Source organism: Trichocoleus sp. FACHB-90 (genome assembly GCF_014695505.1).
Lineage (GTDB): Bacteria > Cyanobacteriota > Cyanobacteriia > Cyanobacteriales > FACHB-T130 > Funiculus > Funiculus sociatus.
In genome coordinates this window covers 1-15406 of sequence record NZ_JACJOK010000015.1, presented here as the reverse complement: position 1 = coordinate 15406, position 15406 = coordinate 1, and the positions used below count along the sequence as shown (strand labels likewise).

16 protein-coding genes are annotated in these 15406 nt (G+C 46.4%); 10 read left to right on the top strand and 6 right to left on the bottom strand.

The window, feature by feature from the left end; genetic code table 11:
- The first annotated feature begins 143 nt into the window (after nucleotides 1-143).
- On the top strand, nucleotides 144-587 hold the full coding sequence (locus H6F74_RS04065) for a hypothetical protein (RefSeq protein ID WP_190436692.1): 444 nt from the start codon (nucleotides 144-146) through the stop codon (nucleotides 585-587).
- A gap of 77 nt (nucleotides 588-664) precedes the next feature.
- Here H6F74_RS04065 and H6F74_RS04060 read toward each other — a convergent pair whose 3' ends face one another.
- Nucleotides 665-1675, bottom strand: coding sequence for an S-layer homology domain-containing protein (locus tag H6F74_RS04060; RefSeq protein WP_190436689.1), 1011 nt, complete (start codon nucleotides 1673-1675; stop codon nucleotides 665-667).
- Nucleotides 1676-1762: 87 nt separating this feature from the next.
- Nucleotides 1763-2362: a thioredoxin family protein gene (locus tag H6F74_RS04055; RefSeq protein ID WP_190436685.1), complete on the bottom strand. Its 600-nt coding sequence runs from the start codon at nucleotides 2360-2362 to the stop codon at nucleotides 1763-1765.
- 71 nt (nucleotides 2363-2433) lie between these two features.
- Here H6F74_RS04055 and H6F74_RS04050 point away from each other — a divergent pair, with 71 nt between their 5' ends.
- The gene (locus tag H6F74_RS04050; protein WP_190426728.1) at nucleotides 2434-2838 is read left to right on the top strand and encodes an NIL domain-containing protein; all 405 of its coding nucleotides are present in this window, start codon (nucleotides 2434-2436) and stop codon (nucleotides 2836-2838) included.
- Nucleotides 2839-2878: 40 nt separating this feature from the next.
- Here H6F74_RS04050 and H6F74_RS04045 read toward each other — a convergent pair whose 3' ends face one another.
- Complete coding sequence (locus H6F74_RS04045) at nucleotides 2879-3793, bottom strand: branched-chain amino acid transaminase (protein WP_190436681.1); 915 nt, start codon at nucleotides 3791-3793, stop codon at nucleotides 2879-2881.
- Between the two features lie 146 nt (nucleotides 3794-3939).
- On the opposite strand from H6F74_RS04045, the gene surE reads away from it, so the two are divergent.
- From surE to H6F74_RS04025, 4 genes are read left to right on the top strand one after another with little or no spacing between them, the layout of a single operon-like run.
- The gene (gene surE, locus H6F74_RS04040) at nucleotides 3940-4617 is read left to right on the top strand and encodes a 5'/3'-nucleotidase SurE (RefSeq protein WP_190426733.1); all 678 of its coding nucleotides are present in this window, start codon (nucleotides 3940-3942) and stop codon (nucleotides 4615-4617) included.
- Nucleotides 4618-4651: 34 nt separating this feature from the next.
- A complete protein-coding gene (locus tag H6F74_RS04035; protein WP_190436680.1) occupies nucleotides 4652-4837 on the top strand; it encodes a hypothetical protein in 186 nt (61 codons plus the stop codon).
- Nucleotides 4834-5115 (top strand): hypothetical protein, encoded by a 282-nt coding sequence (locus H6F74_RS04030; RefSeq protein WP_190436675.1) that lies wholly within the window; start codon nucleotides 4834-4836, stop codon nucleotides 5113-5115. The genes H6F74_RS04035 and H6F74_RS04030 overlap by 4 nt, the downstream gene beginning before the upstream one ends.
- On the top strand, nucleotides 5103-6035 hold the full coding sequence (locus H6F74_RS04025) for an NAD-dependent epimerase/dehydratase family protein (protein ID WP_190436673.1): 933 nt from the start codon (nucleotides 5103-5105) through the stop codon (nucleotides 6033-6035). Before H6F74_RS04030 ends, H6F74_RS04025 begins: the two co-directional genes overlap by 13 nt.
- 41 nt (nucleotides 6036-6076) lie before the next feature.
- Here H6F74_RS04025 and pgsA read toward each other — a convergent pair whose 3' ends face one another.
- Nucleotides 6077-6598, bottom strand: a complete 522-nt coding sequence (gene pgsA, locus H6F74_RS04020) for a CDP-diacylglycerol--glycerol-3-phosphate 3-phosphatidyltransferase (RefSeq protein WP_190436670.1) — start codon at nucleotides 6596-6598, stop codon at nucleotides 6077-6079.
- A gap of 98 nt (nucleotides 6599-6696) precedes the next feature.
- Nucleotides 6697-7347 carry a sugar transferase gene (locus H6F74_RS04015; protein WP_190426816.1) on the bottom strand — a complete coding sequence of 217 codons (651 nt, stop codon included), beginning with the start codon at nucleotides 7345-7347 and terminating at the stop codon, nucleotides 6697-6699.
- A 209-nt stretch (nucleotides 7348-7556) separates the two neighbouring features.
- On the opposite strand from H6F74_RS04015, the gene H6F74_RS04010 reads away from it, so the two are divergent.
- Nucleotides 7557-7778 carry a hypothetical protein gene (locus H6F74_RS04010; RefSeq protein WP_190436666.1) on the top strand — a complete coding sequence of 74 codons (222 nt, stop codon included), beginning with the start codon at nucleotides 7557-7559 and terminating at the stop codon, nucleotides 7776-7778.
- Here the strand turns inward: H6F74_RS04010 and H6F74_RS04005 are convergent.
- A complete protein-coding gene (locus H6F74_RS04005; RefSeq protein ID WP_190436662.1) occupies nucleotides 7758-12956 on the bottom strand; it encodes a hypothetical protein in 5199 nt (1732 codons plus the stop codon). The two genes, H6F74_RS04010 and H6F74_RS04005, sit on opposite strands and share 21 nt — an antisense overlap.
- A 537-nt stretch (nucleotides 12957-13493) precedes the next feature.
- On the opposite strand from H6F74_RS04005, the gene H6F74_RS04000 reads away from it, so the two are divergent.
- From H6F74_RS04000 to H6F74_RS03990, 3 genes are all read left to right on the top strand, one after another.
- Nucleotides 13494-14201, top strand: coding sequence for a Crp/Fnr family transcriptional regulator (locus tag H6F74_RS04000; protein ID WP_190436765.1), 708 nt, complete (start codon nucleotides 13494-13496; stop codon nucleotides 14199-14201).
- 191 nt (nucleotides 14202-14392) lie between these two features.
- A complete protein-coding gene (locus H6F74_RS03995) occupies nucleotides 14393-15220 on the top strand; it encodes a DUF2232 domain-containing protein (RefSeq protein WP_242021786.1) in 828 nt (275 codons plus the stop codon).
- 3 nt (nucleotides 15221-15223) lie between these two features.
- Nucleotides 15224-15406, top strand: a 183-nt coding sequence (locus tag H6F74_RS03990) for a hypothetical protein (protein ID WP_190436659.1), incomplete at its 3' end; no start/stop codon positions are given.

The window sequence follows — 15406 nt, the reverse complement described above, 5'->3', positions numbered from 1 at the left end:
AAAGGCAAAAATCAAGAAAGTTTTGCCTTTTTACTTCTAGCGATCGCATTTACAAAAAATGCTTTATCTGCTGTTGGGGTTGGCTACAATTATTCTTAACGAAAAGCAAAGACGTAATATATCCCATCCTACGCTCTCGTGCCATGCAACCTCAAAGAATCAACCTTCGCTCAATCATCATCCGCAGTACAACGATAATGCTGCTGGGGCTAGTGGCTGGGTGTGACCTACTGGAGCCACCCGTAGCATCACAAACTACGCCAAACCAACCCGCCGCGCCTCCCATTTCAGCAGAGGTGGGTTTAGCCAAACATCTCAAAAAAATTGGAGCGAAATTTTACGGTGCTTACTGGTGTCCTCACTGCACTGATCAAAAGCAAATGTTTGGTGAAGAAGCAGTGAAGCAAATAAACTATATTGAGTGCGATGCTGGCGGTAAAAATCCGCGCCCAGACCTCTGTAAAAAAGCTCAAATCGAAGGCTATCCCACCTGGGAAATTCAAGGAAAGCAATACACAGGTGTGCTGGCTTTGCAGAAACTTGCAGATATATCCGGGTATGAAGGCGATCGCAACTTCAAAAACTAAATCTCACAACTCGCAGCATTTTTCCTCGTTCCCAGTCTCAGGCTGGGAACGAGAAATGTTTCCCTTGCAATTAGCTATTATTGTTTTGGCTGAACTTGAACTTGATACTGAGAAGGAATCTTTTCCACTCTTCCAGCTTGCGCTAAGGCTTGATAAATCGCAGCCGCAACCTCAGCTCTCGTAGCCGCCTGAGTTGGTTTTAGCAAGTTGGTTTTTGGGTAATTTACCACAAGACCGGATGCCGTAGCGGCTGCTACCCCTGGCTTGGCGTAATTAGGAATCTGCGGAGCATCTTGATAAGCCTGTAAAACTTGGGCAGAATTAGGCGGTGGTGCCAGCCCTAAGCCACTGGCAAGGGCAACGAAGACTTGCGCTTTGGGAATTTCTTGATTGGGGAGAAAGATATTATTTGGATACCCTTTTAAAAAACCCGTTGTAGCAGCTTGCTTAATGGCTGCGTTTGCCCAGAGTCCACTTGGAACGTCTTTAAAATTCGGTGCGTTTTGAGCCGATTGTTTGTTAAAAGCCTTCTGCAAAATGGCAGCAAATTCGGCTCTAGTTATCGGTCTATCCGGGCGAAAAGTGCGATCGGTAAAACCGGCGACGATGTTACGCTGAGCCATTGCCTGTATGTAAGGACGCGCCCAGTAATTAGCAGGAATATCCGTGAAGTTGAGCGCCCTGGCTGGGGGTGAAGCTGTGGGTGTTGGGGAGGGAGTCGCAGACGCAGTTGGGGAAGGAGCTACGACCACTGGGGCGGGAGCTAGGGGTATGGTTCTCGAAGCCGCTGTTGGGTCTACTGGTATTGGTACCACTGGGGTGAGGTTTTCCGAGGCTTCTGGCGTTGAGGGATCTATGGCTTGGGGAAGGGGGGACTCCTGTGGCAATACGGGCGGTAGTGGGGCTGCTGGCGTGGGACTCGTGGTGGCGTTAGGAATCGGCACGCCTGTCAGATTCAACCCTTCATCTTTTCTACCTATCACCCAAAAGAAAATCGCGCCAATGGCGGCAAAGGCTACAACAATGCCTATCAACTCATCAAAGCCTAGTTGAGAGGATCTTGGATCGGGGGGCGGTGGATTCGTCATTTGCCATCCTTCATGCAGCAAATAGCTTATAACCCAAAGCGGTAAGCCTAGTCATCCTCCTAGAGGAAAATTAAACATTTTGCATTTTTAATTTTTGACTTGACTACCGTGGCTGCGAGGATCGTCAGGGGTGGCTTTTGCTGGGGTGACGGGCGCTTCAAAGGCGGATACTTGCCCGGATTGGGTATACGGTAGGGGTAAGGCAGCAACTAGGGCTTCAATATTTGCCTGCATGATGGGACGAGGCATTTCACCAAGGGTTTGAGCGATCGCTTCCCCATTTTTCCCAAAATACACGAAATGCGGAATGCCATCGACTCGGTAGCGCAGCATCTCTGGCAACCACTTGTTATTATCCACGTTCAGCATCACAAAGTTCACAGCGTCCGCGTACTCTTGTTTGAGTTCGCCCAAATCCTTCGCCATCGCCTGACAGCTAGTACACCAGTTGGCATAAAATTCCATTAGCGTCGGCTTACCATTACTCAAAGCCACTTCTAACGGTGTGGATGTTTCCGCCTGCGCGTCTAGGGAAACTGAACTTGTCTCGGTTCGCAGTCCGAAAAATAGGGCAACTGTGAGGATAATTGCTACCATTGCAATCAAGAAATTTCTGATGCGTTTCCCGCCGTCCGTTGGCGACTGGGTTTGGGGAGTTACAGTTGTTTCAGGTGAATTCACAGCCATTGAAGATTTTGTTTACGATTTGTATATAAGCTTCCTTTAGTTTACCAACTCTCTCCAAAGCTACCTTTGCTGTGAAAAAACGAGTAACGCTGACTTTTCCGAAACGCGCAATACAAATGCCAGTGACTTATCGACTGGCTAAAGATTTTAATGTGGCGGCGAATATTATTCGCGCTCAGGTGGCACCGAATCAAATTGGTAAGCTGGTAGTGGAACTTTTGGGCGATATTGATGCGCTGGATGCGGCGATTGATTGGATGCGATCGCAAGATATCAGCGTTTCCTTTGCCAGTCGGGAGATTGTTATTGATGAAGATGTCTGCGTTGACTGCGGACTTTGTACTGGTGTTTGCCCTACCGAAGCCCTTACTTTAGATCCGCAGACGTTCCGGCTAACGTTTATGCGATCGCGCTGCATTGTCTGCGAACAGTGTATTCCTACTTGTCCCGTTCAAGCAATTTCCACCAATCTTTAATATCCATTATTCACACCCTCCCCCATTTGAATACTTATGTTTATTCAAGGGGAATTGTGTATACCCATTCTCGGTAATTATCGTCTCGATTTTCTGTAATTGCTATCAGTTTCTCCCTAAGTTTTTCAGTTATTGGTCTAGTTGTTGATAACTCGTAGTTCTCAATTCTTTTTACTGGGGTTATCTTAGCAGCAGTTCCACTTAAAAACACTTCGTCAGCAATCAAAAGTTCAGATTTATCAACGGGTCTTTCTATAGTTTTAATTCCCATATCTTGAGCAATTGTGAGAATGCTATCTCTAGTGATGCCTTCTAAAATATCTTGTTCAACTCCAGGGGTAATTAGTTGCCCATTTCTCACAATAAAAATATTCATCCCCGAAGCTTCACAGACTTTGCCTTGAGAATTCATTAAAATCCCTTCATCAAAACCGGATTCTACAGCTTCAGTTTTGGCGAGAGAAGAAGTAATATAAGCTCCTGTAATTTTACCTTTCAAGGGAAAGCTGCGATCTTCTTGTCGATACCAAGAACTAATGCGACAGCTTACTCCTTCAGGAGACATATAATCTCCTAACTCTAATCCATAAACGAAAAACTGTTTCTCAATGTTATGAAGTCTGGGAGCAATACCTATATCTGAGGTATAGATAAAAGGTCGAATATAAAAAGACGTACTTGGCTTATTAACTCGGACAAAATCGACTATAGTATTTTCGATTTTATCTGCTGGTAAATCGTAGCGAAGAAACTTAGCACTCTGACTCAATCTTTGACAATGACGGTCTAATCTAAACAGCAAAATTTGTTGAGGGTTTTGGGGATCGGGGATGCCGCGCAATCCTCCAAAGGCTCCGGTTCCATAATGCAAAGCATGGGTAGCGATGGAAATATTTGCCTCAGCAAAAGGCACAAATTTGTTTTGGAAGTAAGCAAAGGGTAAAGAATTAAGCATACTAAAAGTATCTGGTGAGTGTTATCACTATAGAATAATCTTACAAAATTTAACTATAAATTACTTTAATAGCGCTTGAATTATTTTTATAGTTCTGATTTTAGTATGGCTTAGCAGAACACTACAACACTACTCTCCAAAAATCTATGACGTTCATTATCACCAACGACGACGGAATAGACGCTCCTGGTATCCGAGCGCTGTACAAGGCGATGAATGGCAATGGCGTAATTGTCGCTCCCTGTGACCATCTATCGGGTTGCGGTCATCAGGTGACGACGACTAGAGCGATTCATCTCAAGCGACGCTCTAATGTTGAATATGCGATCGCAGGCACTCCCGCTGATTGCGTTCGCATTGCCTTGTCACATTTATGTCCAAATGTCAAATTCGTACTTTCAGGCATCAATGCTGGAGGCAACTTGGGAGTTGACTCTTACATCTCAGGCACAGTGGCAGCTGTGCGCGAAGCGGCGATGCACCGAGTTCCGGGAATTGCCGTTTCTCATTATCGCAAAGGGAAGCGGAATGTTGATTGGGATGTGGCGGCGCGTTGGACAGCTGGAGTTTTAGCAGACTTACTGACTCGTACCATTGAACCGGGAAGCTTTTGGAACGTGAATTTACCACATTTGGAACCAGGAGATCCCGATCCAGAAGTGGTGTTTTGCGAACCCTGTAAGCGACCGTTGCCAGTAAATTACCGAATTGAAGGTGATGATTTTTACTATGTAGGAGAATATCAAAAACGCGATCGCACTCCCGGAAGTGATGTTGATGTTTGTTTTTCCGGCAAAATTGCTGTCACTCAACTCAGACTGTAAGATGAGTTTTGGCAAAAATTTAGAATAACAACTTGTGGAACCATCAGAATTACAGTATCTAATTCTTAACGCTCTGGACACCTTAGAACTACTTAGCAATGCGGTGTATGATGAAGAAACAGGAATTTGGGTAATTGAAACACCAAGCTCTGTATTACCTTATGCCCGACTCCTGCAAAATGGCGATATTGTTCCTATGAGATGGAGATCGGAACTATGAAAGAACTGACTGAAGTCCAGAAACAAGAGTCCGAAAGATTAAAAGAACTTTTTGCCCGATCTAGGCAACGCTATCTAGATGCTGGGGGAGATCCTCGAAAGCGTCCAATGGGCCGTAAAGGTGATGACTACTTAACAGATTCAGAGAGAAAAGAAATATTTGCGATTGCACGACGTGGCGTTCAAATCATTGGCGATAAAGTTCACTGTGAAGGACGTTCGTGGAAAATTTCAGACAAATTGGCAAAAAATGAGGATGGTGCAGAATGCGAATCTTAATGATGGGTGGAACCCGGTTTATCGGGGTTTATCTAACAAAAACGCTGGTGGAACAAGGGCATGAAGTCGTACTTTTTAATCGCGGCAACAAGCCTGTACCAGTTGAAGGTGTAAAACAAATTCATGGCGATCGCACTGATGCCTCGCAACTAAAAGAAAAGTTATCTTCAGAAAATTTTGACGCTATCTTTGATAACAACGGGCGGGAATTAAGCGACACCCAACCTTTAGCAGAAATATTTAAAGACCGGGTGCAGCATTTTGTCTACATGAGTTCTGCGGGTGTTTATCTGAAGTCAGACCAAATGCCTCATGTAGAAGGCGATGCTGTCGATCCAAAAAGTCGTCACAAGGGCAAGTTTGAAACAGAAGCTTACCTCACCCAACAGGGATTACCTGTGACATCTATTCGTCCTACATATATTTACGGCCCTCAGAACTACAACGATTTGGAAGCTTGGTTTTTCGATCGGATTGTGCGGAATCGCCCGATTCCAATTCCCGGAAATGGCTTGCATATCACCCAGTTTGGTCATGTGAAAGACTTAGCGGCGGCGATGGCAGCAGTTTTGGGGAAATCTCAGGCAGTCGGGCAGATTTATAATGTGTCAGGCGATCGCTACGTCACCTTTGATGGGTTAGCGCGTGCTTGCGCTATTGCTGCTGGGAAGTCAGACCAAGTGCAAATTGTCCATTACGACGCGAAAAAGTTTGATTTTGGGAAACGCAAGGCTTTTCCTATGAGAACTCAGCATTTCTTTGCCTCAGTTGATAAAGCCAAGACTGAACTAGGTTGGCATCCAGAATATGACTTGATTTCTGGGCTGAAAGACTCGTTCCTCAATGATTATCTCGCCTCTGGTCGCGACAAAGCTGAGGTAGATTTCTCAGTTGATGATGAGATTTTAAAAGCAGCCTGATTTATTTCTTGTTCCTGGGCTGCGGTCTGGGAATGAGAACCCTACCCTATCGGTTGAGCGCTTTTTTGAGGCAATACATAAATTACGCCAGAAATCAAGGTAAGGACAACAGAAACCCAGAAGGCAACCAAAGAGTAAATTTGCCATGAGTTAGGTAGGGGTGCGATGAGGAGTGCGATCGCTAATATCTGACTCACTGTTTTCAGCTTGCCCCAAATATTAGCACCAGTGATGGTAGTTTGGTTAACGCGCCAACCTGCGATCGCGATCTCTCGTCCCAAAATCAAAAATACACCCCATGCTGGAACTTGATTTAACCCAATCAACGCCAGCAAAGGAGCCAAAACCAATAATTTATCAACTAAAGGGTCAAGAAACTTTCCCAAATCTGTAATTTGATTTAGTTTACGAGCTAAGTAGCCATCCAGCCAATCTGTAGCCGCCGCAACCAGGAAAATTCCCAGACTGATCCAGCGAGTTTCAGTTGTTGGGTTTTGCAGCAAATAGAGCAGAAATGGTAGAGATAACAAACGAGATAAAGTGATCCAGTTAGGCAGATTCATCAATAGTTATGAGTTATGAGGTAGCCATTAATTACTACCGTCATCATAAAACAAGAGACGCGATAAATCGCGTCTCTACAATTCATAACTAAAAAATTTTAGCAAGCGCCTTTCTTATCCAAAACTGCCATTACAGTCTTGAAAATTAGGCTGATGTCGTAGATAACAGACCACTTGCGTTGGTAGTCGATGTCCATACGAACGATTTCTTCAAAGTCTTCCACCGTAGAACGACCGTTAGCTTGCCATTCGCCAGTAATTCCCGGCTTAACATTCAACCGTTCCCAGTGATGACCGTCGTAGTTCTTAACTTCATTGACTGTGGGTGGACGGGTTCCCACCAGGCTCATATCCCCCATCAGAACATTCCAAAACTGAGGAAATTCGTCTAAGCTAGTGCGGCGCATAAATCTTCCCACGCGGGTAATGCGGGGGTCATTTTCATTTTTAAAGATATGCCCTTTTGCCTGGTTCTTCACCAGATGCTGAAGCTTTTCTGCGCCAACAACCATAGAACGAAATTTCCAGATGCGGAATTGGCGACCGTGCAGACCGCAACGAATCTGGCTGTAAAATACTGGGCCGGGGTTATCGAGTTGCATAGCGATCGCTACTGGAATTGCGATCGCAGCCGTAATCCCTAAACCTACCATGCCTCCCAAAATATCAATTAGGCGCTTCGCTTTGCTAGTAACCGATGGATGATGTTCGGCTTGTTTTTCACAATCAACTAAGTAGAGTTCATCCATTTCTGGCGAAGCAATTTTTTTGGATTCCCGGAAGCGATAAGTAGTAATCACAGTTCTGTAGTTGGTTTCTATAATTTGGGCTTTCTATATGTCAATATAAGCAACACCCTTCCCACTTGGAATGTCCAAACCACTTATTTCACCGAATCTTTAAGGATATTCGGCTTTTATATATTTAGTGTTTACGCGGTTGACAAAACTGCATTGATATGACCGCAGGGTTGCAATTGGGGATTGGGGATTGGGGATTGGGGATTGGGAATTGGGGATTGGGAATTGGGACTAGGGGCTGGGGATTGGGGATTGGGGATTGGGAATTGGGAATTGGGAATTGGAATTCGGTAAGAATCTTGCCCAGTCCCCAGTCCCCAGCCCCTAGTCCCCAGTCCCCAGCCCCCAGCCCCCAATCCCTAAATTATTGCCAGTTCTAACAAATTGACGGCTAGTGGGTCGTCCAGTTTTTGCTGAGTACCAGCCAGGACGCTACTTAAATAACGCCGCCAAGCCTCGCTTTGCTGTCCATTCATGCGATAAAGCTGCGTCGCCTCTTTCTCAAAAAGAGGTGCGGAAGCGATCGCCTGATAATCAGGATTTTCTGCCGAGGCGGGAGTCAGTAAACCCGAAGCGGTTTGTGACGGCACCAGACCAGCAGGCATCTGACCGTCCAAAAGTGCCATCACGCGAGAAAAGCAAACCCGTGTATTAATACCGCGATACTCTAGTATCTGCATAATTTCCTCAACCGGAAGCGGTTGGGAGGGCAGTGCGCGTAAAAGTTCCAAAAGCAGAAAATAGTCGCTGTACTGCTGTGTTTGTTGTTCCAACAGTTGGGGATATAACGGTAAAGTAGCCAAACCGTAGGCAACCGGACTACAGCTTCGGGTTGCTTGTTCGCCTGACCAGACGCGAAATGTTGTATCTGTGTCCCGAATCAAAATTGCTTTTGGTAATTTTTGCCGCAGCCATTGGGCGATTTCACCGATGGCAGCAGTTCCGCCAGTACAGATGATTTGCTTAATCCCTGATTCGCGTATTCCTGTTTGAATTAGCAGCGAATTTAGCTTCTGATTCAGTTGTTCAATAAACGGTTTGAACACCCGGTTTTCTAGGTCTTGGCGCGTCACCACGCAGGAATATTCGCCCAGTTCCAGGGTATAACTATCTTGGTGCTGAAGAATCCGTTTTAGATAACTAGCGGCTTCTAGAAGTTTTTGTCCTAGAGGGGAACTTTGCAACAGCGATGATAAGCGATCGCGTGTTGCCAAATCTGGTTCGCCCGCCTTAGGAAAGATTAGGGATGAAGAATGAAGAATAAATGAAGATTCTAATTTGTCTTTGATTTTGCTGCCTTCATCCTGCAAAAGCAATTGACAGATAATGTCTTGGTCAATGGCATTACCCGCATAGGCAAAACTTTGACAAGCAAAGTCGGAATGAGTTAAATCTTCCAGATTTTCCGGTAAATTTACCAAAGCAAGTTCTGTTGTAGTGGCACCAGCATTGATTGCTAAAGTGGGGCCTCGCCAGGGTACTTCTGGGAGTGTCGCACCTTCAATTCCTGCCAACACAGTAGCGATCGCATCCTCAAGAAAGAAAATTTGCTCTGGATGCCCCACCAGCTTCGCCTCCAGCAAGGCTTCCCGAATATTAAAGCGGTAGGTATCCCCCCACTGGGCAGGGCAACCCACAATTGCACCGCTTAAGCGGCTCATCGCTGCATTCAGCGTAGATGGCTTGAGACCAGCAGCACCTACTAAATATGAAGGAGCTTGTTCTGAGGAAAATAGAGGGCTTTCTTCGTCTTGTTGGGGTGTCAGAGTAGCTAATAAAGCTTTCAACGAGCGCCCAATCCAGCACAAAGAAATTGGCTGGTCAAGCGACCACTGCAACATTGGCTCCCAGTTTTTGCCGGAGACAGAATAGTAAGGAATGCCAACTTTCAAGTATGGCTTAAAGTTTTGGATGAATATCCCCTCTTTACTATTGGCAACGGATGTGGGAGCAACAGCGATCGCTGCTACCGATGATCCCGGAATATTCCCCTCTGGCCCTATGTAGGTTACAGACGGTAAACGAAAGCTGGTTTCGTTTGACTCTGGCTGTTGGGATTTCATCCAATAGATAGGATATCTTTCGCCAGTGGAGCAATTTAACAAAACTGCGGAAACACCAGTTGTCCCAAAGTCAATTCCTAAATACCAGGTATAGTTGCTGACATCCTCCGAGGCGGCTTTTTTTAAAGGATGAAGGATTAAGGATGAAGGACTTTTAAGATCAAATCCGGTTAATTCTCCATCATTAAAACACTTTACCCCGAACCCCTCTGAGTTTGTCCCCACGGGAGGCGGAGGGACACTATCTGGCAAAGTGAGGTTCTTCAGAAATGCTGGTTCCGCAAGCGGTGTCAAAGGAACGGGGTTGAAGGACGAAGGATGGATGAAATTTTCGGTAAAAATCTGAGATCCAAATATCGCTTCCACCGAGAAATCTGTTTCATCCTCCCTAGTTACCGCTTCCTCATTCGGAGTCACTATTTGTTTTTTTTTTTCAGAATCTGACGATGGGGGTATATCTATCAAATCGTCGGACGTTAGAGTTGCCTCATTATCAAAAGCTTCGTTAAAGGCTTCGTCAAAGGATTCTTCTGGGGATGCGATCGCTTGATCTGGTGCGATCAGTTCCTCCAAGCGTAACAATTCCAACTCCCAATCCATATCATCTGATTGTGTTGTTTCTCTCCCATCGCTTTCAGGCGTTTCTTCCCAATCCCAGGAGGCTAAGTATTCATCATCAGAATCAGAAGGAATTGCGTTTTCTGTTTCCACCCGGCTCAATTCTTGTAAAGATAATTCCACCGCTTCATCCCACTCATTGAATGTTTGCTGGCTGGAATTTGATTCAGGCGTTTCTGACAACTCCCAGGAGGCTAAGTATTCATCATCAGAAGGAATTGCGTTTTCTGTTTCCACCCGGCTCAATTCTTGTAAAGATAATTCCACCGCTTCATCCCACTCATTGAATGTTTGCTGGCTGGAATTTGATTCAGGTGTTTCTGGCAACTCCCCAGCAGCGATCGCATTTTCTGGTACTGCTGTCTGTTCTTCCTCCGGTGTTAATTCCTTAGCTGGAGGAAGCAGACCAATCACCGTGTCTGGAGGTGGATAGAGCGGTTCCCAGGTGTATAATGACGCATCCCATTCGGACACAGATGGTTCTGTTTTCTCCGGCTGTTTGGGGGAATCTTCTTGGTGTAACGCTTCAGTTTGAGGCTGCGCCTGCTCATCTGGCACACCAGCAGACACATCCTCTGGAAAACTATCCAAGTTTAGATCGTCCCAATCCTCCATCAACACTTCATCCAGTGCTGTGTCTGCCACAGTTTCTTCAAATAAGTGAATTTCTTGATTTTCACTCCTTTGGATTTCGTCTAGTGCCAGTTCCTCTTGAGTAAAAGGCTCCTGCGCCATCAATTCCCCGGTTAACTCGGTTCCAAAAATCTCCTCTTGTTGGAGGAAATCGCTATCAGGTGCCTCTAATCTATACAGATTTTCACCGATCTGCTGAGCTGTTTCCAGAATTTCTGTTTGTTGCTCTCGGCGGCTAGTAGGTGTCTCGAAGCTAAAAAGGTCTTCACTCAGCAGTTGCAAAGTCTCTTGATCCAGCCAAAATTCTTCTGTTTGGCTAGCAGAAGCATCTATTGCCAGCAGATCCTCGTCTGGCGAAGCTGGAATGTAGGTATCTTCTGGTAGAAGCAGACTAGGTGTCTCTGTCTCTATTGCTTGCTGAGGTATAGTTGGCTCTATTTCCTGAATTTGAGTTGTTTCTTGAAGGGTAGTTTCTATAGCAGAAGTCAGGGATTCATCTGTCAGCGCCTCCGGAAATAAATCAGCCAGCGACGAGATGACCAGATCCCCTGGTTCAACATCACTATTGGCGGCTAAATTTGTTTCGGCGGCAAAGATTTCTTCACCCAAACGGCTAGCAATTTTGGAGGGTTGCTCTTGCTCATCGGCCGTGATGGGTGCGATCGCTTCTGTGTCCATCTGAAAAACCGTTGCTTCCCAATCTTCCGGAAACAAAGCATTTTCCCAGGGTCTTGTCTGTGGCTGTACAAATGTCGCCTCATCAGAGGAATCTATCAGTCCGGCAAACAAAGCATCCTCTAAAGACTGTGTTGTAGGCTCTGTAATAGATTCGGGGGATTTTTCTGTTGCTTCCAGTCTCCCCCTATCCCCTTCTTCCTGGGCCGTATGTTGTGACTTTTCCACCCCAGCGTCACTCACAGGTTCCGCACCAAACAAACTATTAAAAAAATCGTCTAGTTCGTCTTCCCGTGTTTCAGGAGGCACGGGAATTACAGCATTCAGCTGTAGGAGGGTTGTCATATTCTCGTCATCCAGACTATCCAAATTTAGAGCGGATATATCCAGAGTCTCTAGATTCAGTCCTTCATCACTGTTGGCTGCTGCGGATGGCGATCGCTCCTGTCCCTGTACAACCCAAGTGCTAATAGTCGGATTCGCCTCCGCACTTGGCTCCTCTACCAGTTCCACCGATCTTGCTGGCAATTCAATACCCGGATACGGTAGTTGCGTGGGAGGATTGTCAGCATTAGGCGAGAAGCTTCTGTAATTTTGTGAAGGCGAGAACGGAGCAATATTTGCCTCTCTCCAAGGTGGCTGGGTTCCAGATTGCCTGGGTTCCAGATTGCCTGGGTTTTGCGGCCTTGTCGTCGCGTCTGGCGGTGACTGCAATTCAGAAATCCGCCTAGAGGAGGATTGCATTATGGTAGAGGCTTCTTGCTGTAACTGCTCGCTAAGCTGATTTACCAACTCGGTAAACCTGACCTCACTCTGCTGCCCCAAATTGTGAATCTTCTCCAGTCCTTGGAACAAAGACTCTTGATAGCTGTGAATATTGCGCTGTAGCGTCTCGAAGACGGAACAAATAGTAGAATCCAGGGTTATCAACAGTTGATCAGATCGCGCCTGTAGCATTTGCAGCTGTTCTAGGCGCTCGCGTGGGTGTAGCGGTGCTGGATTGTTTATCTGGCTGCGGTCGTAAGCGGGGCCAGAGGCGGATGGTGGCGTTTGTTGGGATGTATACGCCAAATTCATAAATTGGGCTTCTAGATTCGTCAGGCTTTGAGCCATCTGTTGCGTCAGAGTTTCCTGCAAGCGACCAGAAAGCGCCTGCAAAAATTCGGAAATCATTTGCTGCTGGGATGCCTGTTGCTGCGTAAGAGTTCGATAGTGCAGCCGGGAACTCTCCATCTGCCGAATTTCTGAAATTAGCGACTCCCGTTGCTGGCGCAGCCGCTCCATTTCCGCCTGTAAAGGCCCAATTAAGCCAGAGCGCAACGAGTGCATCTCTTTCTCAACCGCTTGCACAATTTGCCGCCCCGTTTCCTGCGATCGCTGGAGGTGCTGCTCTTCAACTACAGCATTGGATTGCTGTTGTGCGGCTAAATAATTACGAACTTGCTCCAAAAGCCGCCGCTGCTCTTGGACATCGACCGATCTGAGCCAAGGACGACGGGAGCTGGCCTTTTGGAGGATGCTGTCAATGTCAGCGATGATTGTTGAAATTGAATCTGTTTCGTGAGTCACAAGGGAACCCCCGCCTAGAACGATTGCCCAGTTATCAAAAGCTACTATACTGCTACTGGCTATAATGTTAGACTGCGTGAGCGACAACAACTAAATTTCACAGAGTTCTACATCTACCGGGTGAAGTATTTCAAAACGGGTAATTATAAATGTAGATATATTCAGGAGCGATCGCCCTCAAGTGCCGCTAACCGCGTAACAAGTACGCGATCGCCATAAAATAAAGCGTTTGGAGTAGAATGTGAGTTTTGCTTTTGAACGATCGGCAACTGGTAGTGAGTTTACCGTAGAGAGGATAATAACGGTAGAGTCATTTCTAAATAGGTGCCTCTTGCTTGGGAATGGATTGGCACCTTGGTGCCTCTTGTCCAGCAAAATTGTCTTCGAGTGGGGCAACGCCACCTGCTGTACTATTCTGGCAGTATTGCTGAAAAGTCCAGCTCTTATTATTGCTCTGCGTTAAAACGCTACCAGCTAGCCCCGATGAAGTGGGCCACTAATTATCCGTTTAAAAGCGTTTACTTTTGCGATGGCCCGATGGAAGACAGATACAACTCCCGCGAATCAAATTCTAATCTCAATTCGTTGATTGTCTCCGCTCCTTTGTTTACTGGCTTACCAGACATTGTTGTGCAGAAGGCAACGTCTCATGTCGTTACTCGTACTCATCCAGCAAATCAGGTGATTTTGCTGGAAAACGACTGGGGCGGCTCAGTATATTTTATTTTGGAGGGTTGGGCGAAAATTCGTACCTACAACCTCGATGGCAAAGAAGTTACTCTCAACATTCTTGGGAAAGGAGAACTCTTTGGCGAAATGGCAGCACTCGATGAGGTGCCTCGTTCTACGGATGTGATCACATTAACTCCCACAACGATTGGCAGTATGCCCGCTGCTGATTTCGTTCAGTTAATTAATAATGAACCCCTAGCAGGCGTGCGGTTGGCTCAGCTGATGGCAAAACGTCTGCGTCAAGTTAACCGTCGTCTCCGGTTGCGAGAATCGGACAGTATGTCGCGTGTAGCCGATACGTTGTTATTTCTCGCGGAAGGGCAGGGAAAAACTGCACAAAAAGGAATTAATATCCCGAATTTGCCTCATCGCGAGTTGAGTAGTCTCAGCGGACTGGCGCGGGAAACAGTGACGCGGGTACTGACAAAGTTGGAGAAAAAAGGGCTGATTATGCGCGATCACGATATCCTCTGTATTCCCGATATGGGAGCCTTGGAACGACTAATCGTGTAAGGGAAACTTAGGCGTGGGGAGTGAGGCGAAAAGTTGGAAATAAATAACTTACAACTCATAACTTTGTTCCCAATCCCCTATTTATCAATAAAAAATCTGGCTTTTCGGCAAAATCATCAATGGTGCCAGGGAACGATCCGCCTCAAAGTTAGATAAAGGTTAAATTAAAATCTGCCTGTTTTAAAATTTGCATGAGCGATCCTTTTAAAGACGGTGAAGGCGATCGCCCCAGCGATCTGGAAACGGAAAATCAGCCGACCGGACTGGCGAACGCAGCAAGACAAAGTACAACTGGCCCTGAAAGCTTTAATCCACAAATGTCTGGGGACACGGATAGAAGCGAAACAACAGGGACAACCAGCGCCTCACCAGACAATTTTTCTGAAGTTAAGGTGAGTGCGAAGTCTCCCCTGATATTGGTGGAAACTGCCTTTTTAGCTAGTACCTCTAGCTTGATTTGGCTGATTAATTATTACTTTCCCTTGGGGCCGCTGTTGCGAATGTTTTTCCCGGTGCCAATTGCTTTGGCATACTTGCGCTGGGGATACCGCGCTGCTTGGATGGCGGCGTTGGTTACTGGGTTGCTGTTGTCGGTGCTGATGGGGCCTACCCGCAGCATTCTCTTTGTTATCCCCTATGCTTTGATGGGTGTCCAGCTGGGGGCTATGTGGAGGCGCGGGAGTAACTGGCTGTTCTCGATTGGTATAGGTGGGATTATTGGCACGTTTGGATTCTTTTTTCGGTTTTGGCTGCTGTCAATTTTACTGGGCGAAGACCTCTGGGTTTACACGACAAGCCAGGTGACGGAATTGGCAGAGTGGATATTTGTCAAGCTAGGGTTGCTCGCCCAACCGAGTCTTTATGTGGTTCAAGCGATCGCATTCGGCATGGTCATCCTGAGCAATATCATTTATCTATTCGTGGTGCATCTGGTGGCTTTGGTACTACTGGATCGCTTAGGCAACCCAATCCCCCGTCCGCCAAACTGGGTACAAGTTTTATTAGATTACGAGGAATAAAGGATGATGGTGGGAGAAGAAAGACAAGGGACTGGGGACTGGGGACAAGGTACTGGGGAAGAGAGACAAGGGAGTCCCAATCCCCAATCCCCAATCCCCAATCCCCAATCCCCAATCCCCAATCCCCAATCCCCAATCCCCAATCCCCAATCCCCAATCCCCAATCCCCAATCCCCAATCCCCAAT